21 protein-coding genes and 3 pseudogenes are annotated in these 22886 nt (G+C 71.9%); 10 read left to right on the plus strand and 14 right to left on the minus strand.

Annotation, left to right across the window (positions count from 1 at the left end; all coding sequences use genetic code 11):
- Positions 1 to 125: 125 nt before the first annotated feature.
- Positions 126 to 269, plus strand: a pseudogene (locus tag RNC47_RS10785) (IS5/IS1182 family transposase); the annotation flags it as partial.
- Positions 270 to 456: 187 nt separating this feature from the next.
- On the opposite strand, the gene RNC47_RS10790 reads toward RNC47_RS10785, so the two are convergent.
- The 5 genes and pseudogenes from RNC47_RS10790 to RNC47_RS37610 all read right to left on the minus strand — a co-directional run.
- The gene (locus RNC47_RS10790; protein ID WP_311597741.1) at positions 457 to 1371 is read right to left on the minus strand and encodes a hypothetical protein; all 915 of its coding nucleotides are present in this window, start codon (positions 1369 to 1371) and stop codon (positions 457 to 459) included.
- An 89-nt stretch (positions 1372 to 1460) separates the two neighbouring features.
- Complete coding sequence (locus RNC47_RS10795; protein WP_311597743.1) at positions 1461 to 1892, minus strand: hypothetical protein; 432 nt, start codon at positions 1890 to 1892, stop codon at positions 1461 to 1463.
- A gap of 187 nt (positions 1893 to 2079) precedes the next feature.
- Positions 2080 to 3054, minus strand: a complete 975-nt coding sequence (locus RNC47_RS10800) for a helix-turn-helix domain-containing protein (protein ID WP_311597745.1) — start codon at positions 3052 to 3054, stop codon at positions 2080 to 2082.
- Complete coding sequence (locus RNC47_RS10805; protein WP_311597746.1) at positions 3051 to 3986, minus strand: helix-turn-helix domain-containing protein; 936 nt, start codon at positions 3984 to 3986, stop codon at positions 3051 to 3053. The genes RNC47_RS10800 and RNC47_RS10805 overlap by 4 nt, the downstream gene beginning before the upstream one ends.
- Positions 3987 to 4142: 156 nt before the next feature.
- Positions 4143 to 4387, minus strand: a pseudogene (locus tag RNC47_RS37610) (dihydrofolate reductase family protein); the annotation flags it as partial.
- A gap of 95 nt (positions 4388 to 4482) precedes the next feature.
- Here RNC47_RS37610 and RNC47_RS10810 point away from each other — a divergent pair.
- Positions 4483 to 4662: pseudogene (locus RNC47_RS10810) on the plus strand (transposase); the annotation flags it as partial.
- 62 nt (positions 4663 to 4724) lie between these two features.
- Here RNC47_RS10810 and RNC47_RS10815 read toward each other — a convergent pair.
- The 9 genes from RNC47_RS10815 to RNC47_RS10855 form a co-directional block, all read right to left on the minus strand.
- A complete protein-coding gene (locus tag RNC47_RS10815) occupies positions 4725 to 5756 on the minus strand; it encodes a hypothetical protein (RefSeq protein ID WP_311597748.1) in 1032 nt (343 codons plus the stop codon).
- A 452-nt stretch (positions 5757 to 6208) separates the two neighbouring features.
- Complete coding sequence (locus RNC47_RS10820) at positions 6209 to 7393, minus strand: NAD(P)/FAD-dependent oxidoreductase (RefSeq protein ID WP_311597750.1); 1185 nt, start codon at positions 7391 to 7393, stop codon at positions 6209 to 6211.
- Between the two features lie 85 nt (positions 7394 to 7478).
- Positions 7479 to 8423, minus strand: a complete 945-nt coding sequence (sigJ, locus tag RNC47_RS10825; protein WP_311597751.1) for an RNA polymerase sigma factor SigJ — start codon at positions 8421 to 8423, stop codon at positions 7479 to 7481.
- A gap of 64 nt (positions 8424 to 8487) precedes the next feature.
- Entirely contained in the window at positions 8488 to 8637 is a 150-nt protein-coding gene (locus RNC47_RS10830) for a hypothetical protein (protein ID WP_311597753.1), read from the minus strand.
- Positions 8638 to 8675: 38 nt separating this feature from the next.
- Positions 8676 to 9104: a hypothetical protein gene (locus tag RNC47_RS10835; RefSeq protein ID WP_311597755.1), complete on the minus strand. Its 429-nt coding sequence runs from the start codon at positions 9102 to 9104 to the stop codon at positions 8676 to 8678.
- Positions 9105 to 9214: 110 nt separating this feature from the next.
- Entirely contained in the window at positions 9215 to 10057 is an 843-nt protein-coding gene (locus tag RNC47_RS10840; protein ID WP_311597757.1) for a MerR family transcriptional regulator, read from the minus strand.
- A 660-nt stretch (positions 10058 to 10717) separates the two neighbouring features.
- Positions 10718 to 12217, minus strand: a complete 1500-nt coding sequence (locus RNC47_RS10845) for a family 43 glycosylhydrolase (protein ID WP_311597759.1) — start codon at positions 12215 to 12217, stop codon at positions 10718 to 10720.
- Between the two features lie 26 nt (positions 12218 to 12243).
- Positions 12244 to 14577, minus strand: coding sequence for a beta-L-arabinofuranosidase domain-containing protein (locus RNC47_RS10850; RefSeq protein WP_311597760.1), 2334 nt, complete (start codon positions 14575 to 14577; stop codon positions 12244 to 12246).
- Positions 14578 to 14714: 137 nt separating this feature from the next.
- Complete coding sequence (locus RNC47_RS10855; protein WP_311597762.1) at positions 14715 to 15122, minus strand: TIGR03618 family F420-dependent PPOX class oxidoreductase; 408 nt, start codon at positions 15120 to 15122, stop codon at positions 14715 to 14717.
- A gap of 199 nt (positions 15123 to 15321) precedes the next feature.
- Here RNC47_RS10855 and RNC47_RS10860 point away from each other — a divergent pair, with 199 nt between their 5' ends.
- The 8 genes from RNC47_RS10860 to RNC47_RS10895 all read left to right on the plus strand — a co-directional run bounded on the left by RNC47_RS10860 (position 15322) and on the right by RNC47_RS10895 (position 22885).
- Positions 15322 to 15726: a hypothetical protein gene (locus RNC47_RS10860; protein ID WP_311597764.1), complete on the plus strand. Its 405-nt coding sequence runs from the start codon at positions 15322 to 15324 to the stop codon at positions 15724 to 15726.
- Between the two features lie 234 nt (positions 15727 to 15960).
- Positions 15961 to 17820, plus strand: a complete 1860-nt coding sequence (phsA, locus tag RNC47_RS10865; RefSeq protein WP_311597766.1) for an O-aminophenol oxidase PhsA — start codon at positions 15961 to 15963, stop codon at positions 17818 to 17820.
- Between the two features lie 50 nt (positions 17821 to 17870).
- Positions 17871 to 18221 carry an NADH-quinone oxidoreductase subunit A gene (locus RNC47_RS10870; RefSeq protein WP_311597768.1) on the plus strand — a complete coding sequence of 117 codons (351 nt, stop codon included), beginning with the start codon at positions 17871 to 17873 and terminating at the stop codon, positions 18219 to 18221.
- Positions 18218 to 19324, plus strand: coding sequence for a hypothetical protein (locus RNC47_RS10875; protein ID WP_311597769.1), 1107 nt, complete (start codon positions 18218 to 18220; stop codon positions 19322 to 19324). Before RNC47_RS10870 ends, RNC47_RS10875 begins: the two co-directional genes overlap by 4 nt.
- Positions 19317 to 20204 (plus strand): NADH-quinone oxidoreductase subunit H, encoded by an 888-nt coding sequence (locus tag RNC47_RS10880; RefSeq protein WP_311597770.1) that lies wholly within the window; start codon positions 19317 to 19319, stop codon positions 20202 to 20204. Before RNC47_RS10875 ends, RNC47_RS10880 begins: the two co-directional genes overlap by 8 nt.
- 1 nt (position 20205) lies before the next feature.
- Complete coding sequence (locus RNC47_RS10885) at positions 20206 to 20724, plus strand: NADH-quinone oxidoreductase subunit J (protein WP_311597772.1); 519 nt, start codon at positions 20206 to 20208, stop codon at positions 20722 to 20724.
- Complete coding sequence (gene nuoK, locus RNC47_RS10890; protein WP_311597773.1) at positions 20721 to 21026, plus strand: NADH-quinone oxidoreductase subunit NuoK; 306 nt, start codon at positions 20721 to 20723, stop codon at positions 21024 to 21026. Before RNC47_RS10885 ends, nuoK begins: the two co-directional genes overlap by 4 nt.
- Positions 21023 to 22885, plus strand: coding sequence for an NADH-quinone oxidoreductase subunit 5 family protein (locus tag RNC47_RS10895; RefSeq protein WP_311597775.1), 1863 nt, complete (start codon positions 21023 to 21025; stop codon positions 22883 to 22885). The genes nuoK and RNC47_RS10895 overlap by 4 nt, the downstream gene beginning before the upstream one ends.
- The last annotated feature ends 1 nt before the right edge of the window (position 22886 follow it).

Raw genomic sequence — 22886 nt, forward strand, 5'->3', positions numbered from 1 at the left:
GCACCCGTTCCCGGGCCTGTTGCCCCTTCGGCGTCAGCCCGCCTCCCTGCGCATACCTCATGAACACGGCATACCGCAGGGATCACGAGCCGTCACGACCAGCCGCTATCGCGAGTTCAACCTCAGTGATTGAACGCACGATGTCCTGGCTGTCCGGCTACCGCCGCCTCTCACCCCGCTACGAACGCCATTCCCGCAACTACCTGGCCTTTCTCGGCCTCGCCGCCGCCCTCACCTGCTACAAACGCCTCCGCCGACTCACCATGTAGGACACGGTCTTAGCCTGGTTCGCCCGAGCTGCGTAGAACGCAATGCAGCACGTCCGCGTTCCAGTTCATTCTCCTCCATAGCCTGACCCGTCGTTGTCCTGATCGTGACGGCAGGAAGTGGAACATTACTCCGCTTTGGTGGTGGAATGGCGTCTACTGAGTACTCGGCCGATACGCGAGATGCAGGTCATCCTGCAGCAACGATGTCGTTGATGGCTTCCATGCGATGGCGATGTTCAGTGAGGGCGTCCTGAAGTTCACCTTCGTGCTCAGCGATCTGATCGGTTTGATAGCGGCTCTCTGTTCGTGACCAGATACCGATGAGGTCCGTCTCCTCCTTACAGTTGACGTCAGCCATTGCCATGTCGATCTCCGCTTCGGAAACGCGGGGATCATTTAGATCGAACGCGGGGTCTTCACCGACAGGTACGGAAACTTCGTAACCCGCCTCTGCCATGCACTGGGCCCATTCGGCGAATGCCGATATGACGTCGGCGTCAGTCCTGGATCTCTCGTAGGAGTCGGCTTTGATCTCGGCGGCCACCTGGGAGTAAGAGAAACCGCCGATTTCCTCGACTTCCGTAGTGGCTTCCTGTCCGCACCCGCCGGGAGGAACTTCCTCACCGTTCACTGTCAATCTCTCCCCGTCCGGCCCGCCGGCGAGTACGGTTCGAAATTCCTCCGATTCATGCATCCGGTCTTCCTCGGCGCCCGATGTCGCGCCTGAACGGGTGCCGGCCACCATGGACGGAAGATGGTAACCGTAACGTTGCGCGACAGACGCGTCGCTCACGCCATAGCGGCGCTTGTTGCCGTAGACTCCCACATCTAACACTCTGGCGTCGCTCAGATTAGCGGGCGGCCGCGGGAACGATAAACCGAATCGCCGCATACAGCGGTCGATGAGGATGGCCCTGGCTTGGGCGATGGCGTTTTCTTCAGCTGTGGTCGGTATGTAGATGTTAATGGGGAGCACCACCTCCCCAGCAGCCGGCGGCGCGGAAGCTCCAGCATCCACCTCGCTCTCAAGTGTGGAACAAGCCGATGCGGGCACGAGGATCAAGAGAATGACTACGACGAGTAACCCGTTGCGGGAAGCCATGTAAGCCCTCGGAATGCGTTCGACCTTCTGGTGCCTGCGAAGCGTGGGGGGGGGGGCCCCCGGGGCCCCCCCCCCACGCCGAGCCTTCACTACCTTGACTCGATGTAGACGGACGCGTTGTCGTTCCACGTGTAGTAGAGCTCGCCGTACTCGCCGCCCCAGAGCCAGTCGTAGTTGCCCTGCCAGCCGGGTGAGTAGTAGCTGAAGCAGCGGTTGGCCCAGGAGTCGCACTGGATCTTCCGGGCGTTGTTGCGGACCACCTGCCCGGCCCCTGAACCGCTGCCGGAGAAGAAGTAGTTGTTCCCCAGATCGCCGTCGTCCTGATTACCGCCCCAGTACGCCGCGGTCCAGGTGCTGTAGTAGTAACACACCCGGTAGCCTCGGCTCTGGCAGCGTGACTCGTTTCCGTAGGTACCGACGTGCTGCGACGCAGCCTGCGCCGGTGAGGCCGTGAGCGGAACGACCGATACGGCCATCCCCATCGCGAGTAAGGCGCCCATCAGCAGCCTTGTGAACCTCATCCACCTCTCCCGAAGTCGACTCGCCCCTTCCCCACCGCAGGGCGAGTGCCCTAGTGATGACGGGGCAAGTCTTTCGTGGTTCAACCCCTTCGTCATTGCTCCTCAGCGCCATCGGCTTAGCAGTGGGCGCCAACATGACGGCCCTCTGCTCCGAGGGATGACACTGCCATCCCCCGGGGATTGAAGGTCAAGGATTGAACGACCTGGTCATTTCGTGCCGGTATGCGCGGGGTGTCGCGCCGTAGGCTGTTCTGAAGGAGCGGGTGAAGTCGGCAGGGCGGAGAAAGCCGGCACGCTGGGCGATGGCGGCGATGGGCAGGTGTGCGAGGCGGGGGTCTTTGAGGTCGCGGCGGGCCCGTTCCAGGCGTTGGCGTCTGATGAAGGCGGCCACGGTGGTGTCCTGCCGCTCGAACAGTCGGTGCAGCGTCCGGGTGGAGATGTGGTGCGCGGCGGCGACCTTGGGCGGGGTGAGTTCGGGGTCGCCGAGGTTCCGTTGGATGAACTCCCGGACGCGCAGCGCGAGCACTCGTGGTTGGCTCTCGGGTGGCAGCGGGCGGTCGACGTGGTGGGCGAGGAGGGCGGCGATCAGGTCGACGGCGATGGTGCCAAGCGGCGTGGTGTCCGAATGGCCGTACTCCTCCGCGTCGGTGAGGACGTGCGTGAGGAACCGCACGAGCAGCGCCGCGAGCCCGCCGGTGGTCGGAAGGCTCAGGGTGAGGGTGTGGCTGGCCGCGCGCAGCGCGTCGGGCAGCAGGGCCCGGGGCACGATGAACTCCTCCACGACCGCCGGCTTCCCCGCGGTCCGCACGTCGCCGCGGTAGGCGAGCGAACTGCTCATGATCATCAGGTCGCCAGCGGCGGAGGCCTCCTGGCCGTCCTGCCGGGTGACGTCGAGGCGCCCGCGCCGGGGGAGCGAGACGTACAGCACCTCGGGATCCGAGTGGCGGATCAGCTTCGGTGTGCGGGCTGAGGTGACGGGCGGGCAGGTGAACGACGAGCCCGTGACGAGGCCGAGGTCGAGCAGCCGGAGGGTGGCCCGGAAGTCGTTCACGCGCTCGGTGCGCACCTCGCAGGGGCTGTGGGCGTCAATCGCCAGCTGCCGCCACCGCTCGAAGGTCTCGGCCGGAGTCAAAGCCTCACCGGTGAAGACGGTTTCGATCACTGCTCCGCCTTCCTCGCCGACGCGTTCCGCAGCGCCGTGTCGCGGTAGGCGCGCGGTGGGACGCCGAAGGCGGCCTTGAAGGAGCGGGTGAAGTCGGCCGGTCGGACGAAGCCGAGCCGCTGCGCGATGGCGCTGACCGGGACCTCGGCCAGGAGCGGGTCCGCGAGGTCGCGGCGGGCGCGCTCGAGCCGCTCGCGGCGAACGAACGCGGCGACGGTGGTGCCGTGCCGCTGGAAGAGCCGGTGCAGCGAGCGGGTGGAGACGTGGTGCGCCACGGCGATGGCGTCGGGGGTGAGCGACGGCTCCGAAAGGTGCGCGCGGACGAAGTCCCGCACGGTGAGGTAGAGCGCGTGCGGGTGCCGGTCCGCCGACGGCTCGGTGGCCTCGTCGAGCCGCTGCCCGATGGCCGCGGCCAGGAGGTCGATGAACACGGTGGCCAACCGCGGCCCGTCGGCCGGCCCGAACTCGTCCGGCCGCGTCGTCACCTGGACCAGGAACCGCCTCAGCATCTCGCCGAACCCCCAGTCGCTGGGCAGTGCGGTGGACAGCAGTGCCGTGAGTCGGTCGGGCTGGACCGGGACGAGGCGGCGCGGCAGTTGGGCGACGATCTGCCCCACGGCCTCCTCGCGGCCGGGGAGTGCGAAGCCGTCGAAGGGGTAGGACGAGTCGTAGAGCACGAGTTGGCCGTTGCCGAAGGCGACCTCGTTCCGGGACTGGGCGAGACGCATCTGCCCCCGCACGGTCAGGGACAGCTGCAGGTACTCGGGATCGCTGCGGCGAATCATCTTCGGCGTCCGCCGGACGCTGGTGATCGACGGATAGCTCATGGCCGAGATCTGAGCCAGGCCGACGTCCACGATGGTGATCGAGGCGAGGAAGTCGTCCTGGTGATCCGTGTACATGGCCGTGGGAATCAGCGCTGACATCGTCATGTCGTGCCACCACCCGAACCGGTCGGTCTCGGGTAAGTGCTCCGTGGTGAGAGTGTTCGTGATCAACTGGTCACCCTTTGCTTGAGCGGTGGTCAGCAGCCGGGGCCTGGGGACGCCCCCGCCCTCTGTACGAGTGACGCGCCGTAGGGGTCACGAGACATATGCTCGCCGACCTCCGGCGCGGTATCCGGCCTTTTCGTCCCATCGATTCGGCCCGCTGGCGTCGTCGAAGCGCCGGCCGAGGAGGTGAGCTCCTGAGCGTGCGGTCGCCTCGTGGAGGACGCAACGGTCGTCGAGGGCATCGGAGCGTAGAGCAGGGCTGCCGATGCCTGGGCCGAGACCGGGCCTGGGGGAACGAAGCCATCGAGGACGACAGAGATGTCCGCGACGATCTGAGTCATGTCAGGGCAGACCTGATCTGCTGCCCATACTCATCGCCCACACAGCCGCCGCGCCAAGGCCGAATTCATGGACGAGAGCAGAGCCGGTCGCCGCCCTCCCGGCCTGGAAAGAGGATCACAATCGCTCCCACAAGCGGGTCCGCGCTCGCGTCGAGCACGTCTTCGCTCGCATGAAGACCTGGAAGATCCTTCGCGACTGTCGCCTCAAAGGCGACGGCGTCCACCACGCCATGCTCGGGATCGCACGGATGCACAACCTCGCCCTCGCCGGATAGCGACCAGGCCGTACGGCAGTCCACCACGCCCAAGGCTACTCAAGATCGCTTACGGGACAGCCCTAGTCGTCCCGTCGCGCCCCTACGCGGCCACTCGGCCATGTGCCGCTCCATCCCCTCGTCGCTGAACCCGGCAGGCGTCGCCCCGGACGCGAGCGCAACCGGAGGCGGGGTGAACACCTGCTGGTCCAACTACTCCAGGTCCTCAGGCTTGCGGCAGCCGGCGCGTAGCCACGCCAGGACGGCCGCGCAGATGCGGTGCGCCGGCGCCCGGGGTCGAACCCCACGGTGACGGTCCACGCCTCCCAGTCCCGCCACTGGGCGTGGGCGACGGCGCACAGCCGGCACGCGGCCCACCACGGCATCCGGTACAGGGTGTCGGCCAGGCCCGTAGTCACCCGCCAGGTCGCGCGCCACCCGATGGGCTCGGCCGGGTCGCTCGGGTGCCGCATCCAACGCGCGGCGGATCCCGCGTCGAGCAACCCGGGCACCAGACGGGGCCAGTCGCCCGCGGCCGCGATGCCTGCGAGCACCCGCCCATCGTCCGGAACGAGCAGCGTGTAGGGCTCGCCGTCGACGGTGATGGCCAGGCGGACCCGGCTGGTGGGGCCGAACCTCACCGGGCGGCCGGCTTCTTGCCGGCTTCTTGCCGGCTTCTTCCTCGGGGTCTTCTTCGCGGCGCGGCGCTCCTCCCGGTTCGCACCCGGAGCTAGGCCGATCGCCTCGCTCTGTTCCTCCAGTTGCGGGGCGAAGTGGTCGACGATGGCCGGCAGGAGGTCGTGGACGACGTACCTCAGGCCGTACCCCCGAAACGCGGGATCGAGGGCCCGGGCAGTGATCTGCTCGGCGGCGTCGACGTCGAAGAGTGCTGACAGCACCTCCGCCAGGAGGATCCGAAGCTGCTGCAGGTCCCCGCCTTCGCGGACACGGTTCTCGATGTCCATGAGCGCGAGGGCGAAGGCGTCCTTGGGGCAGTAGGCGTGATACAGGGACCGGTCCGGGAGTTGGACGGGCACCGGAGGCACGTCGTCCCGGGCATAGCTGTCGGCCGGGGTGAGCACGAAGTCGACGTCGGCGGGTTCGGTGGTGGTCACGGGGTTCCCCTCAGGCTCGGTGCGCGATTGCCGGGAGGGTAAGGGCACGGATTCCCGTCGTGTGTCGCCGACGGACAGGGGCGCTCTGCTGGTGGGAAGCCGGTCAGCGACCGCTAGGACGGTGTTACCTACGTACTCGCGGCGCCCAAGTGGCATGCAAACACTCGCCAGTTCCCCAGGCGAGCGAAGCCCAGCCCGTCCCGGATGCGTCACAGGAACAATGCCGCCGACGACACGTCGATCAGCGAGACCAGCCTCGGACCACCTCACGCCGACGCGAGGGACCACCCTCGCGTCGGCCGGGGTCTGACACGCTCTCTCGGAACACCCCCGCCCGCGCGGGGACCACTGAGTCGGCCGGTTCAGCCCTTCGGGTTAGGTGCTTCGGCACCAACTCAGGGGGACCGACCGCGGACGTCCTGACGCCCGGGTCAGGTTCGGCCACGCGAGTGTCATGCGGTGATCGCGACGGGCTCGTCGGCGGGGACGGTGTGGCGGCGGCGGGTCGGGAGCATCAAGGTCGGGTGGGACATGCTCCAGGCCGCGCTCCTGCAGATGAACTCCTTGATGCGGGCGGCCATCGTGCCGGTGACCGCGGACGGTTTGGGCTCGTCGTCCGGGGTCACCCACTGCACGACGGCGTCGCGGCGGCCGAGGCTGATGCACTGCGCGGTGTAGCCGATCTTGTTCTGGGGGAGCTGGCGCCCGGTCAGCCGGGCGGCGATCGCGTCGGCCGCCTGATACGCGCTGGGGACGCCCGAGGCGCAGGACATCCGCAGCGGCGAGCCGCTCGCGCCCGGGGCGAGCGCGGCGTCACCGACGGCGTAGACGTCGGGGTGCGAGACCGACCGCATCGTGTCGTCGACGACGATCTGTCCCCGTGCGGAAACCCGCAGGGTCGTGGCCGCGGCGATGGGGTGGACGGCGAAGCCGGCCGTCCAGACGGTCACCTGGGCCGGGATCGTGCTGCCGTCGGTGGTGAGCGCGCCGGTCGGGTCGACGCTCGCGATGTCGGTGTGCTCGTGCAGCGTGATGCCGAGCCGGTCGAAGGCCGCGCGCAGGTGGCCCTTGGCCTTCTCGCTCAGCCAGTCGCCGAGGCTGCCGTGGGTGGCGAGCGAGACCCGCAGGTCCGGCCGGGCTTCGGCGATCTCGGTGCTGGCCTCGATGCCGGTGAGGCCGCCTCCGACGACGAGCAGGGGCGCGCCCGCGGCGAGGTCGGCCAGCCGTGCGCGCAGCCGCAGTGCGGACTCTTTGCCGGCGACGAAGTGAGCGTGCTCGGCCACACCAGGGACGCCGTGGTCGGCGGCGGTGCTGCCGAGGGCGTAGACGAGCGTGTCGTAGGCGATCCGGGCGGGGCCGTCGGCGTCGACGACCGCGACGGTCCTGTGTTCGGCGTCGACGGCGGTGACCCGTGCCTGCCGCACCCGCACGCCCGTGCCCGCGAAGACGTCGGTCAGTGCGCGGGGCTTCAGGTCCTGGCCGGTCGCGAGCTGGTGCATGCGGACCCGCTCGACGAACTCGGCGTCGGCGTTGACGAGGGTGATCTCGGTGTCGGCGGGGTGCAGTCGCTTGGCCAGGCGTGCGGCGGCGTTGGCTCCGGCGTATCCGGCCCCGAGTACGACGATCTGGTGCTTCATGGTTTCTCTCACTTCTGTCCGGCTGGTGTTGCTCCCTGAACCGGACAGCGGCGCGAAACCTGACAGCAGAAACCTGTGATCCAGGTCACCAGTTGTCGGCGAGCGGTTCTCCGTGCTCGATCGTCGCCCACTGGCGCGTCGCGCGGTCGAGCTTGGCGGGGTTCGCCTGGGTGTGGAAGGCCGCGATGCCGTCGGTGGTCACGTCCAGCGAGACGACGGTGGCGACCCGGTCGCCGACCACCAGCACCAGCGCCGGCATGCCGTTGGCGACCGAGGCGAACAGGACCGGCTGGCCGCCGATCATCGCCCACTTGGCCTCGCTTGGCTCGACCAGACCACGCAGGAACCTCGCCACCCGCAGCGCACCGGCGATCGGCGACGGCAGCGAGAAGACCACGCCGCCACCGTCACCGATATGGACCGCGTCGTCGGTCAGCATCCGCACCAGCGCGTCCGTCCGGCCGCTGAGTGCCGCGGCGAGGAACTCCTCGACGATCTTGCGTGCCGCGGCCGCGTCGACCTCCACCCGACGCCGGTCGGCGGCCAGGTGCTGCTTGGCCCGCCGGTAGATCTGCTGGCAGTTCGACTCGGTGAGGTCGAGCACCTCGGCGATCTCGCCGTGCGAGTAACCGAACGCCTCACGCAGCACGTACACGACACGTTCCTTGGCCGAGAGCCGCTCCATCAACGTGAGCATCGCGATCGAGACCGACTCACGCTGCTCGACCGTGTCGGACGGGCCAAGCATCCGGTCCCCGGCGAACACCGGCTCGGGCAGCCACTGGCCAACATAGGTCTCCCGCCTGGCCCGCGCCGAGGTGAGCCGGTTGAGGCAGATGTTGGTAAGCGCCTTCGTCAACCACGCCTCAGGCGTCTCGATCAGCTCCCGGTCAGCGGCCTGCCAACGCAGGAACGTGTCCTGCACGACGTCCTCGGCATCGTTCGCGGACCCCAACAGCCGGTAGGCGATCGCCTCCAACCGTGCCCTGGCCCCCTCGAACACCTCGACGTCACGTGCACCGATCAGCATGGTGGGAAAGTCAATCATCCCCATACGGCGATCACGTCGGTGGGCTGCCAGTACCCGCCGGAGATCAAGCGCCGGGGCGCGCGGCCGGCGCGGGACGCATTCGGAACGCGACGACCAGCGTCGCGGCGACGATGACGGCCATGGCGAGGAACACGGAGGTGACAGTCGACAGGAACAGGGCGAACAGCCCCATGGTCGTGAGGCCGGCCAGCACCAGCGGCCGGGTGCCGACACGGTCGGCGAGGCGACCGATCAGCGGCGAGAGGAGCGCGACGGCGACCCCGCCGGGATCATGACCAGGGCACCCGCCCCCGGGCTGAGGCCGTTGACGTCGACCACCAGCAGCGGCACGAACACCAGCCCGCCGAGGTTGACGGCCATGGCCAGGAACGCGCCGACGACCGCGACCCGGTAGACCCGGTTGGTGAACAGGGCAGGCGGGACGAACGGGTGCGCGACACGGACCGTGCGCCGCAGGAAGAGCGCGATCGCCACGACCGCCACCGCCAGGTTGCCCCAGGCCGAGAGCGCGGCGAAGCCGGCCACCTGGGCCTGGGTGACGCCGAACAACACCAGCCCGGAACCCGGGCCCAGCAGGACACCGCCGGGGAGGTCGAAGCGTCCCGCGCCCGCCGGAGGCTCGTCCGGCAGCACGCGCCACGCCGCGGGAAGCAGTGCCAACGCGACGACGAGCATGAGCCGGAACAGCGCGGGCCAGCCCGGGAAGACGACCGGTCCTCTGTGGATGACGCGACCGGCGGCCGGGCCATGTCGGTGCCAGGCACGGGCGATCAGCTGTCTGCGGAGTGGGCGTCGACGAGAAGTCGTGCCGTGAGTTCCATGCAGCGCATCCGGGCGGGAGAGAAGTCGTAGGGCATCTTGGTGGTCGCTGCGGAGGCGCTCATCTGCGTGTCTTCCTCCCCTCGCAGGTCAGCGTCGTAGATCTCGAAGAGCTTCTCCTCAGCCGTGTCGAGACCAGCTGCCTCGATGGCCTGTTCCAGGGCCATTTGTTGGGCGCATCGCTGTACGGCGAGCTCTTCGACGCGCGGGTCGTCGGGTTCGACGCCGTCGTCGAGGGCGGCCTCGGCGGCGTCGAGACGGTCCTGTTCGGCCCGCAGGTCTGGGTGGGTGGCCAGCACGATGAACACGCTGGCCTGGATGGCGGCGCCCAGCGGCCCGAAGATCCGTTCCGTGACCAGCAGCGCTTCCACGTCCGACGGTCGCAGTGCGCCCGGGGGCAGGTGGCTGAGCCGGTCCGTGACCAGTTCGGAGAGCAGCCCCAGCGGACTACCCACCGCCTGCAGGCGCTGGACAGCCGCGCGCCGACGCTTGATGGCGGCCTCCTGCGCCGCCAAGGCTTCCTCCAGCCTGCTCAGGATCTCCTCGATGTCCCGGGCCTCGTCGAAGGCGGCCCGCATGTCGTCCAGGCCGATGCCGGCCGCTGCCATCTTGCGGATCCACAGCAGGCGGATCATGTCGTCGTAGCCGTAGCGGCGGCGGCCGTCCCCGCCGCGCTCGGGCTCCGGCAGCAGACCGATCTCGTGGTAGTGGCGGATGGCGCGAGGCGTGGTCCCGGCGAAGGCGGCAGCATCACCGATCTTGACCTGGCGGGGAGGCATGACGGAGGGGTGCATCGCAGACAGAGCCTTTCGTGCTGTGGTGCCTCGACCACACCACATGCCGCTACGGCAGGTGCAACAACACCGTCTAGGTGTCACCGGAGCCAGGCCCTGGCGGCCGACGGAACCGATCGAGAACGACGAGACGTCCGGAACGCGGAGTGACCACCGGCGGCCAGACAGCTCCCCACCAAGTGGCCGCCGCTGGGGAATTCCAACGGGCCGCCGGCCCAAGTTCGGGATCGAGCCCGTCGACGCGCTGCTTGACCCGTTCGGTGATCGGGTCGTGGCCCATTCCGATCAAAAGCTGTGGCTGGGCCTCCGCCTCCTGGGCACCTTCGACCAGCTCGCCATGACCCAAACGACCCGGGCCCGAGCCGATCCAGAACCCTGGTGGCGCGCCCGCCTCGGCGTAGTAGCGGGTCAGCGGTGTGCGGAGACTCCGGTCGCCGGCCGGCATCACACGCATCGAAACCGGCATGGCCCGCATCCACGTGCCACGGCTCGGCCCTGGCCGGCCCGGACCCGGACCGCGCCTGCTCCTCCCGCGCGATCGGTGGAGTCCAGGAGGCGGGGTTCGGGGAACCAGGGTGCGCAGACCGGGCAGCAGGCGGGTGAGGACCAGGGAGTTCGCTCCCCCTGGCGGGAAGGGACGTTCGCTCCGTGGTGGTGGTCTCACTCGCCGGAGGGCGCGGTGAGTTGGACTCCCAGGGGTACCGGGATGCCGAAGTTGGGGGTGCCGTCGGCGTTCCAGGTGAAGCGTTGGGCGCGGGTCGAGCGGTTCATGTCGCAGCCGCCGGAGGCGGAGTCGTTGGCGTGGTAGACGATCCAGTCCTCGGTGCCGTCGGGCGACGTGAAGAAGCCGTTGTGGCCCGGGGCGAAGACGCTGCCCGCGTCGTCGCGTTGGAAGACCGGGTTCGGGTGTTTGGTCCAGTGCGAGCGGTTGAGCGGGTCGGTGCCGGTGAGGGTGAGCAGGCCGAGCTTGTAGTCGGGGCCCCAGCAGGCGCTCGCCGAGTACACGATCATGGTCCGGCCGTTGCGGTACAGCGGCTCGGCGCCCTCGTTCACCGCGCCGGTCTGCTGTTCCCAGGCCAGCGTGGGGGCGCTGATGGTGCGGCGGGAGCCGGAGAGGGTCCAGGGGTTGCTGAGCGGGGTGATGCACACGCTCTGGTAGCCGTCCATGTGGCTGCCCAGCAGGTACAGCCGGCCGCCCACGGTCAGGATGCTGGCGTCGAGTTGCCAGACGGTGTCCAGGTCCGCCCTGAAGGTGTACGGGCCCATGGGGTCGGTGCCGGCGCTCTCCAGGACGTGCAGCCGTTGGGTCGGGTTGTAGTCGGGGACGTTCTGCCCGGCCACGTAGTAGAGGTACCACCGGCGGCCGTTGGGGCCGTCGAGCAGGTGGAACTCCGGGGCCCACATGTTGCAGCAGCCGTTCGGCCGGCCGGAGAGGTCGAACACGGTGGTGTCGGTCGCGGAGGCCAGTCCCGCGAGGGTCCTGGACCGTCGCATGGTGATGGTGGAGTTCCAGGTGGTGGTGGCGAGGTAGTAGTAGCCGTTGTGGTACTGGAGCCACGGGTCGGGGCCGTTGCGCTTGACGGGGTTGCTGAAGGTGCCGGAGCCGAGCCGCACGAGTTGCCACTGCTGGTTGGCGCCGCCCAGGTCGGGCCACTGGACGACGCGGCCGCCGGGCTCGGGGGCGAAGTTGTAGACGTCCAGCGCCTTGCCGCTGTTGCGGTTGATCAGCCGGACGTGGCCGTCGGGCGAGTCGGCGAGCCGCCACTGCTGGCTGGCGCGGTTGGTGTCGGTCCACTGCACGACGGTGGCGCCGTCGGCGGTGGAGGAGTCCGCCACGTCGAGCACCTTGCCGCTGTGCCGGGACCGCAGCCGGTACCAGCCGCCGCCCGAGTCGAGGAACTGCCACTGCTGCCAGGCGCCGTCGTTGCGGGTCCACTGTCGGATCTCCGCGCCGTCCCCGGTCGCGAGGTTGTAGACGTCGAGCGCCCGGCCGCTGTGCCGGTTGACGAGGACGTAGGACGCGTTGGGGTCGATCACCGGGGCCGCCGCGGCGAACCGCGCGCCCGCGATGGTGACGCCGCCGAGCGCGGCGGCGGTGAGGCCGACGCGCAGAGCCTGCCGGCGGGAAGGCCGGCTGGAGGAGCTGCCGTTCATGGCCATGGTCCCTCCTGGGTGCGGGTGAGGTGTTAGGCGTCGCGCGCGAGGCGCCAGCGGTTGTCGGCGCTGCCGTCGTCCGGGGCCTGGACGGCGAACGCGCCGACGGCGGTGGAGTCGTTCTGGATGCCGAGCAGCTTGCCGCTGTGCTCGTTGCGGATCCGGTACGTGCCGTCTCCCTGGTCGAGCAGCGTCCACCGGTGGTCGGCGGTGCCGTTGTCGGACCACTGCAGGACGGTGGCGTTGTCCGCCGTCGACATGTCCTGGACGCCCAGCACCTTGCCGCTGTGGGCGTTGCGGATCCGGACGGCGGCGCCGTCCGGGACCAGCTCCCAGTCGTGGTCGGCGGTGCCCGAGTCGTGCCACTGGAGGGCGCGGCCGCCGTCGGCCGTGGACATGTCCTGGATGCCGAGCACCAGGCCGCTGGCCACGTTGACGAGGCGGACGGTGCCGCCGCCCTGGCCGCCGGTGTTCCAGTAGACGGTGTAGTTGTGGCCGTGCGCGTCGTGGAACGGGCCCAGGTTGACGGTCGAGCCGTTGGCGGTGGCGGTGAAGGCGAGCGAGCTGGTGCCGGTCCTGGTGATCGAGGAGGTGTTCAGGGTGGGGAGAGCCGCGAGGGTGGTGTTGCCGTAGTTGCCGGAGAGCACCACCGGGCCGTAGGTGATCGCGGCGACGTTCGGGTTGTCGTTGGCGGCGCGCAGGACGACCCGCATGGGCAGGCGGACGGTGACGGTGTCGCCGGAGGTCCAGGCGCGGGTCAGGGTGGCGTAGCCGCCGGGTGGGGTGGCGATGTTCTGCGGCGTGCCGTTGACGCTGAGGGTGGCGCCGGTGGTCCAGCCGGGGATGCGGACGCGCATGGTCCAGGTGCCGCCGACGTCGCCGGTGACCCGCAGGCTCGTGGTGTCGCCGACCGGGTAGGTGGTGGTCTGGGTGACCGTGATGCCGCGCTGCGACCAGTCGAGCACCGAGGGGACGAACAGGTTGACGGTCAGCGTGGTGGTGTCGCCGCCGAAGCCGTGGAAGTAGATCGAGTCCATCAGCCTGGTGTGCATCTCAAGACCCGTGCCCTGGCAGCACCAGAAGCTGTCGTAGTCGGTGCTCCAGGTGCCGCCGCCCCAGGCCGGCCCCACGCCCCGGCGGCCGCCGGGGTTGAGGGGGGTGAAGTAGGTGACGTGGCCGTGGGGGTCGGCCGGGTTCTGCTGGCCGATCATCTGGTTCAGCCAGGCCCGCTCGTAGTAGTCGAACAGCGCGGCGCGGCTCGGATCCAGGGTGTACAGCTCGCGGGTGAGGGCGAGCATGTTGAAGGTGTTGCAGCTCTCGCAGGTGTCCTGGGCGAGGTAGCCGGCGATGGCGTGGGGCGGGCGGAAGTGCTCGGCCTGGCTGTTGCCGCCGATGACGTAGGTGTGCGCGTCGACGCAGATGTTCCAGGCGTTGGTGGCGATGTCCCGGTAGCGGGTGGTGCCGGTGGCCTTGTACTCGCGGACGGCGCCGATCCACTTGGGCACCTGGGTGTTGGCGTGCAGCCCGTTCAGCCGGTCCTGGCCGGCGGCCAGCGGGTCGAGGACGGCGGCGTGGTCGAACCGCCTGGCGGCGGTGAGCCAGCGCGCGTCGCCGGTCGCCAGGTGGATGTCGGTCAGGACGGCGGTCATGCCGCCGAACTCGGTGCCGAGCATGGTCTGCATCTGCTGGGTGGTCAGCCGGCCGGTGCGCCAGTCGACCCAGCCCGCGAGGGCCAGGAGCACGTCGCGCGCCTGGGTGCTGCCCAGGTGGCGCCAGACGTCGAGGAGGCCGGCCAGGGTCTTGTGGATCGCGTAGTACGGCACGTTGCCGTTGGTGAGCGTGCGGTTCTCCAGGGCGGTGAACTCGGACTCGGGGAAGCCCGAGAGGTAGCCGCTGTTGAAGCCGGCGGTCCCGTTGTTCGCCTGGCACCTGGCCAGCTCCGCGACCATGCGCTCGGCCTTGTCGCGGCAGGTGGTGTCGCCGGTCACGGCGTAGGCCTGTGCCCATGCGGTGAGGAAGTGGCCCTGCACGTGGGTGCGGAAGGGGAACGTCGGCGCGTCCCAGCCGCCGCCGGGTGCGGCGCCGTTGGTGGACAGGCGGTGGTTGGCCCGGAAGTTGTACAGCAGCCGGTCGACGTCGACGAACCGCAGGTAGGCCCGGGTGCGGTTCTCGTTGTCCAGCCATCGGCTGGCGGTCAGGCGGACCCGGCCGAGTTCGAAGGGGTGGGCGGACACCCCGATCTCGGCGCGGGCCTGGGTGGTCGCCGCCCGGGCTGGCGGGGCGCCGACGGCGGTCCCGGCGGCGGAGGTGACGGCCGCGGCACCGGCGGCCTTGAGTAACCGGCGCCGACTGACTGATGAGGACATCTCGCACCCTTCCGTGGCGGAGGAAAGTGCCGTGCCGAACCGATCCGGCGGCGTTCGACATGCCGAACGTCGACCCGTAAATCGAACAGAAGATAGGGTCGGGCCAGGGGCATGTCAATAGACCGCGTCCGCGGCGGTCACTGGGCCGTGCCGGCCAACAGCCAGCGACGGACCGGCACTTCCAGCAGCGCCCGGCCGGCACCCGCGCGGTAGGGGGCGGTGACGTCCCAGCCGTCGTACTTGGCGGCGAACGCGGCGACGACGTCGGCGGGGAACCGGCCCTCGTGGACCCGCGCCTCACCCTCGGCCACGACCGGCGCCCAGCCGTCCTCCAGCGCGAGCGACACCCGCGGGTCACGGCGGACGTTGCGGACCTTCACGGCCCCGTCGTCGGTCCCGATCCACCACCTGTCGCGCAGGAACACGAACCACACGGGCGTCATGTGCGGCGATCCGTCGGGGCGCAGCGTGCACAGCCAGACGTTCCGATCCCGCGCCAGGCGGTCCAGGACGGCTGAGGCGGGCGGCGGCGGTAGCTCGTTCATCCGACCATCTCACTCGCACCACCCGCCGCCCGGCCTCGGCCGGTCGGTCGGACCTTCGACCTAGGGCCTGTCCGGGGTGCTCTTTCCGCCAAAGCGCGGGCGGCGGCCGGGCGCGGATTGAACGGAACCGGGCGGGCCTCCGTGTCATCCGGTGACCCCGATGAGCGGCCGGCGCGCCCGTGGACCGAGAGGACCAGTCGTGAGTGACTCCGTCAGCAGCAACCTTCCCATCCAGGCCCTGCCGAGCGGTGAGGCGGAGCTGCGCCTGGTGCTGCGGCTGAGCTGGGAGGACGTGGCCGCGCTCGGTGCCGAGGCCGGTCGGCTCGCCGCCCAGGCGCAGCGGCCGGTGAGCCTGGACGAGGCGGCCAGCCACCGGTTGCGGGCCAGGGCCGCCGCGCACGCCAGGCCGGCCGCGGACCCGACGCAGGGCCAGGCGCCGGCTCAGCCGCCGGCGCAGGCGCAGACGCAGGTACAGCGCCCGCCCCAGGCGACGGCCTCGGTCTCCCAGTTGGCCGGACGTTCGCCGCGGGAGCAGGCGCAGCAGGCGATCGACGAGATCAACAGCCGGGCGGCCGGGCTCGGCGGCGCCACGGCGCGCGGCTGACGCGACGCGCCCCCTCGCGATCCTTCAAGCACCCAGGTGTTTTCGGCCATCTCTCCGCGCCCGGACGCCCCGTCTGGGCGGAGGTGAGGGTGTTGCGGGTGTTCGTGGCGTGCCCGGACGGGTTGGCCGGTTAACGCCCGTTATCGCCGGGAGGTCCCCGCATGATGGATCTCAGTATGTTGGCGCCGCCGGCCCGTCCGGTCGGCGGCATGGGGGAGCCCGGGGGGGCTGCACGTGAAAGACGACAACACGACCAACGACAGATCCGGCACGGACGGGGAGCGCTTCGGGGGGCTCACGCCGTTCCTCGACCCCCTGCGGGTGCCACCGGTGCTGCGCCCGGGGCGCGGCGGGCACGGCGCCGAGGTCACGGTGGAGCTCGAGGCGGCCTGGGTGCGTCTGCACTCGCAGATGGCGCCGACCCTGGTCTGGGCGTACGACGGCCACTACCCGGGGCCGACCTTCGAGGTGCGGCGCGGCCAGCGGATCCGGGTGGCCTGGACCAACCGGCTGACCGGCGAGTTCCCGGTGCTGGCCGGTACGGCGCCGCTCACGGTGTCGCAGGACGGGGTGACCGTGCCGTCCACCGCGGTGCCCGGCACGGGGGACGGCTTCGAGGAGGTCAAGGAGGTCGCCGACCTGCCCGGCTGGTCGGTCACCCACCTGCACGGCGCGGTGACCGGCGGCGGCAACGACGGCTGGACGGAGAACGCGGTGTCCTTCGGCGACGCGCAGCTCTCCGAGTATCCGAACGACCAGCGGGCGGCGACCCTCTGGTACCACGACCACGCGATGCACATCACCCGGTGGAACGTCTTCGCGGGCCTGGCCGGAATGTACCTGGTCCGGGACGACGAGGAGGCGGCGCTGCGGCTGCCCGCCGGCCGCTACGAGATCCCGCTGGTGCTCAGCGACCGGAACTTCGCGCTCGACGCGGACGGCCGGCCCACCGGCGAACCGCTGCACAAGGTGGGGCGGCTGCCCAATCCGGACCCGGAGACGGGCCAGCAGGTCACCATCCCGTTCACCGGGCCCTACACGCTGGTCAACGGGGTGGTGTGGCCGCACCTCGCGGTGGAGCCGCGCTGGTACCGGTTCCGCCTGCTGAACGCGGCCAACGCCCGGATCTTCCAGCTCGCGCTCGTCGACGAGTCGGGGCAGCCGGTGCGTGGCGCGATCCAGCAGATCGGCACGGACGCCGGGCTGCTGCCCCGGCCGGTGCCGGTGGACTTCGACGAGGCGCAGCCGCGGCTGGCCATCGCCCCGGCCGAGCGGATGGACCTGCTGATCGACTTCGCCGCGCTGCGCGGCCGCCGGGTGCGGCTGGTCAACGTGGGTGGCAAGGCGCCGGGTGCGGCCGACCCGGCGGGGAACGTGCCGTTCCCACAGGTGATGGAGTTCCGGGTGGACGGCCGCCCGGTGCGTGACCGGTTCACCCTGCCGAAGGTGATCTCGGCGTCCTTCCGCGAGCTGTCCCACGACACCCCGCACGGGCACCGCCTGGTCGTGCTGACCCCGCCCGGCACCGTCGGCGGCGGGGGGCACCCGGAGATCTGGGAGATGGTGGAGGTCGACCCGGCGTCGGTCGAGATCCCCTCGGACGGCGTCATCCAGCTCACCGACGCCGAGGGCGAGACCACGACCTACCGGCGGGTGGCCCGGCGCTACGACGACACCCTCAACTTCAAGGTCGAGCACGGCGACTACGAGCAGTGGTCCTTCCTCAACCTGGGCGGGCCCACGCATCCGATGCACATCCACCTGACGGCGTTCCAGCTGATGGGGCGTGACCCGTACGTCACCACGGGCTTCGACCGTGCCCTGGGCGGCACGCGGGCGCCGGTGGCCTTCGACACCGACCCGGGCGCGGCGATCCCGCTGGCCCCCGGGGAGCGGGGGTGGAAGGACGTGGTCACCGTGCCGGCCGGCCAGCTGGTGCGGGTGCTCGGCCCCTACGAGGGGGCGCAGGGCCGGTTCATGTACCACTGCCACCTGCTGGAGCACGAGGACATGGGGATGATGCGGGCCTTCACGGTGGTGCCGCCCGAGGTGATGGTCTTCGACCACCACCGGGGGGACCACGGCGACCACTGACGCCCCGCGCCGAGATGCGGCCGGGCGCGCGCCGCCCGAGTATCGGTGGCATGAGCGAATGGCTGCCGGTGTTCGTGGTGCTCGGCGTGGCGCTCGCCGGGGTGGCGGCGCTGTACGGGGTCGGCCGCTGGCTGGCCGGCCCCGCACCGCCGGTGCCGGTGGGCGCCTTCGCGGGCGGGCTCGCCCCGCGGGAGCACGCCGTGTCCCGCTTCCATGTGCGGTGGTACGCGGTGGCGATGGTCTTCCTCGCCTTCGACATGGAGATGCTCTTCATGTACCCGTGGGCCGTCGTGGTGGCCGAGGTCGGCGCGGCGGCGGTCGTCGAGATGTTCGTGTTCCTGGGGATCCTGCTCGCCGGGGTGGCCTACGCCTGGCGTGAGGGGACCTTCCGGTGGGCGTGACGGCCACCGTCCGGCGGTGGGCGGCGGCCCGTCCCGCGGTGCTGCTCGTCCCGCTGCCCGGGGGCACGCCCAGCAGGCTCGCGGTGGAGCGGGAGCTGCGGGCCGCCGGGTGGCCGCTGGCCGAAGGGCCCGCGGCGGCGGATCTGCTGGTGGTGGCCGGGCGACCGGTGGCGGGGTCGACCGAGTGGCTCGACGAGCTCTACGCGCTGCTGCCCGGGCCGCGTGCCCGGGTCACCGTGGCCACGCCCGAGCGGGCGGCCCGGGAGCTGCGCGCCGGGCGCGCGTTGCTGCGGGCCGGCGGGGATCGGGCGAGCCACGGCGGGCCGGTGGCCGGGCTGTCGTTGGCCGAGCGCGGCGACGACCGGGACGGGCTGCGGCTCGACGTGCTGCGGCTGTCGCTCGGACCCGCGCTGCCGGACTGGCCGGCCGGTCTGGTGCTGCGTCTCGCGCTCCAGGGGGACGTGGTGGTCTCGGCCGCCGTGGCTCCTCCCCCGGCGGGCGCCGGCCCGCTGCCGTTCTGGAACGAGCCCTGGCTGCGGGCGGGGACGGTCGACCGCGCGGCGGCCGCGCGCCGGTCATGCGCGGCGCACCTGGACAGCGTGGCGCGGCTGCTCGGGGTCGCCGGGTGGCCGCAGCTCGCCCATCTGGCGCGCCGGTCGCGGGACGCGCTGCTCGCGGGGGCCGACCCCGCCGCCGTCCGGCATGGGCTGCGGACGCTGCTGCGGCGTGGCGAGCGGTCCCTGACGGCGCGTTCGATGCTGCGGGGCCTCGGCCCGTTGTCGGCCGCCGAGGCCGCCGGGGTCGGCGTCACGTGCCCGGTGGTGGCGCCGGGTGGCGACGCCTACGACCGGTTCCGCCGTCGGCTGGCGGAGATCGAGCGGACGGCGGGGCTGCTCGACGCGCCCGGCGTGCTGTCGCCGGGTGACGCGGTCGGGCCGCGCGGCCGGGTGGACGGTCCGCGACCGCCGTCCGCGGCGCTGCTCGACGTGCTGCCCGGGCTGCTCGTCGGGGCCGAGTTCGCGGCGGCCAGGCTCGTCGTGGCCGGCCTCGATCCCGACCTCGACGAGCTGTCCCGGACGGCGGTCGGGTCGGGGCATGGCTGAGCCGGCCCCGCTGTGGTGGGCGGTCGCGCTGCCGCCGGCGCTGGCGTTGGCGGCCGGGGTCACGGCGGCGCTGGCCGGGGCGGGGGCGGGGCGTCGTCCCGCGCCGCTGCGGGAGTTGGCGCGTCGGCGGCGGCACCCGGTGGCCGCCGACACGGGGCTGCGGACGCTGGGCGCGGTGCTGTTGCCGGTGGCCGCCGTGGCGGCGGCCGTGGTGCTGCCGTTCGGCTTCCGGTCCGTGAGCGACCTCGCGGTGGGCGTGGTGTGGTTCAACGCCATGGGGGCGCTGGCCTGGGCGGCGGTCTGGCTGGCCGGCTGGGGGGCGAACTCGGCGCTGTCGCTGATCGGTGGCTACCGGTTCCTGGCGCAGGGGCTGGCCTACGAGGTGCCGCACATGCTGGCCCTGACCACGGCCGCGCTCGGCGCCGGGTCGTTGCGGGTGGGCGCGGTGGTGGAGGCGCAGCGCGGGCTGTGGTTCGTGGTGTGGATGCCGGTGGCGTTCGCCGTCTTCCTGCTGAGCGCGGTGGCGATGGCGTTCCAGGGGCCCTTCGACCAGCCGGTGGGGCGGGACGTGGCGGGCGGCGCGGCGGGCGAGTGGGGGGGCGTGGACCGGTTGTTGTTCCTCGGCGGCCGGTGGCTGCTGCTCGTGGTGGCGGCCGGGATGGCGGTCCCGCTGTTCCTGGGCGGCGGGCACGGCCCGTGGCTGCCCGCCTGGTGCTGGACGCTGGGCAAGACGGCGGCGGTGCTGGGCGCGCTGCTGTGGCTGCGCCGCCTGCTGCCGGCGGTGCGGATGGACCGCTTCACCACCGTGGCCTGGACGGTGGTGACGCCGCTGGCGGTGGTGCAGGCGCTGTGGGTGTCCTTCGTCGTGCTGGGGCGCTGAGATGGCGGGGGATCTGCTGTTCTGGGCGCTGGCCGGCGTGGCGGTCGGCGGGGGCGCGCTGGTCTTCCGGTGCGACTCGATGGCCAGGGCGACCTACGCGCTGTTGGCCGCGCTGCTGGCGGTCGGGGGCGAGGTGGTGCTGCTCGGCCTCGACTACCTGGGCGTGGTCATCCTGCTGATGATGACCCTGGAGATGGCCCTGATGGCCGTCTTCATGATCATGTTCATGATGTCGCCGGGCGGGTTGACGCCGATGTCGATGACGCACGGCACGCGCAGCGCGGCGCTGGTGAGCGGTGGCGTCTTCCTGCTGCTGGCCGCCGGCGTGCTGCTCGCGCCGTGGCCGGGCCGCGCGGGTCGGGCGCCGGCCGATCCGACCAGGGCGCTCGGCCTGGCCCTGATGGGTCCGCAGATGCTCACCATGGCGGTCCTCGGCATGGTGCTGTTCGCCACCATCGTGGCGGTGGTGGTGCTCGCCACCCGGCGCGGCCGCTACGACCGGGGCGGGGAGGCCGGATGAGTCTGGAGGCGGTCCTGCTGGTGGCGGCGGCACTGTTCGCCGTGGGCCTGTTCGGGGTGCTCGGCCAGCAGTCCGTCGTGATGCTGATGATGGGTCTGGAACTGATGCTGGGCGGCGTGGTGCTGGCGGCGGCCGCCGTCCGGCACTTCGTGGCGCCGGCGGCGGACGAGGGCCAGGTGCTCGTGGTGCTGCTGGTGACGGCCATGGCGGTGGAGATGGCCGTGGGCTTCGCGGTGGTCACCGCCCTGTTCCGGGCCCGGGAGGTCGACACCGTCGACGAGGCGGCGGAGCTGCGGGAATGAGCGGGGCGGCCGGCTGGGTGCTGTGGGCGCTGGTCGGGCTGCCCCTCGCGGGTGGCGCGCTGCTCGCCCTGGCCGGGCGGGCGGCCGACCGGGTCGCGGCCCCGCTCGCGGTCGGGACCGCCGGGCTCGTGACCGGGCTGGCGGCGCTGGCCGCGGTGGGCCGGCCGCGGGTCGAGGCGCCGCTGCTCGCCGGGCTGCCGGTGCGGCTCGCGGTCGACGGGCTCTCGGCGTTCCTGGTGGTCACGGTGGCGGCGGTGACCTGGCTGATCCTGGGGTTCTGCGCCGGGGAGTTCGCGCGGGGGGCGGCGCGCGCCCGGTTCTTCGGGCTGATGCTGCTGTTCTCCGGGGCGATGATGACGACGGTCACGGCCGGCTCGCTGCCGGTGCTGCTGATGGCCTGGGAGGTGATGGGCGCCGCGTCCTGGGCCCTGATCGGCTACTGGTGGCACGACGCCGACCGGGTGCGGGCCGCCGGCACCGCGTTCCTCACCACCAGGGCCGCGGATCTCGGGCTCTATCTGGCGGCCGGCGCGGCGTTCGCCGGCGCCCCGACCGCCTCGCTCGCGCTGGCCGACCTGCCGGCCGCCGCCGAGCCCTGGCGGTCGCTCGCGACGGCCGGGGTGGTGCTGGCCGCGCTCGGCAAGTCGGCCCAACTGCCGTTCAGCTTCTGGCTGTCGCACGCCATGCGCGGCCCGGCGCCGGTCTCCGCGTTGCTGCACTCGGCGACCATGGTGGCGGCCGGCGGCTATCTGCTGCTGCGCGCCGGGCCGCTGCTCGACGCCTCGGGCTGGGGCGGGCCGCTGGTGGCCTGGACGGGCGCGGTCACCGCCGTCGCGCTCGGCCTGGTCGCGCTGGCGCAGACCGATCTGAAGCAGCTGCTCGCCGCCTCGTCCTGCGCCCAGCTGGGGCTGCTGGTGCTGGCCGCGGGCGTCGGCTCCCGGGCCGGCGGCGTCCTGCAGCTGATGGCCCACGCCGCGGCCAAGTCCCTGGCGTTCCTGGTCGCGGGGGCGTGGCTGGCCGCGCTCGGCGGCCAGGCGCTGTCCGGACTGCGCGGCGCGGCCCGCCGCGGGCCGCCGGGCACCGGGGTGGCCTTCACCGTGGCGCTCGCCGCGCTGGCCGGGCTGCCGCCGCTGGCGCTGTGGGCGGCCAAGGACGTGCTGCTCGCGGCGGCGCTCGCCGACTCGCCGTGGCTGTACGCGGTGGGTCTGGTCGCGACGGCGCTGGCGGCGGGGTACGGCGCGCGGGCGCTGTGGTTCGTGTGGCGGGACGCGGGCGACGCCACCGTCGGGCGCCTCTCGCGGCCCGCCGGAGCCACCCTGGCGCTGCTCGCGCTGGCCTGTTTCGGCCTGACCTTCGCCGCGCTGCCGCCGCTGGCCGGCGGGGTCGAGGCGGTGCTCGGCGGCGCGGAGACCGGCGCCGTGCGCGTCTGGGAGTGGGTGGTGTCCGGGGCGGTGGCGGTGGCGGGCGCGTCCGCCGCCTGGGCGTGGGGGGACCGGGCGCCGCCGGTGCCCGCCGGGGCGCGGCGTCGGCTGCTCGACTGGCTGGGGCTCGAACGGGCGGCGCGCGCCGTGCTGGTGGCGCCGGTGTCGCGGCTCGCCGACGCGCTGGCCCGCTTCGACGACCTGGTGCTGCACCGGGCGGTGACCGGCGCGGCGCGGGCCACCGGGCGGCTGGCCCTGGCCACCGAACGGGTCGGGGAGCGGCGGCTGTTCGGCGCGGCGGTGGCGGGGGTGGCCGCCGGCTGCGCCGGGCTCGGCCGGCTGGCCAGGCGCCCGCAGACCGGGCTGCTGCACCACTACCTCGCGCAGGCGGTCGCGGTCCTGGCCGCCGCCGCGGTCGTGCTGCTGCTGGTGAGGTGAC

Origin of the sequence: Streptomyces millisiae (assembly GCF_031845425.1) — a bacterium.
GTDB lineage: Bacteria > Actinomycetota > Actinomycetes > Streptomycetales > Streptomycetaceae > Streptomyces > Streptomyces millisiae.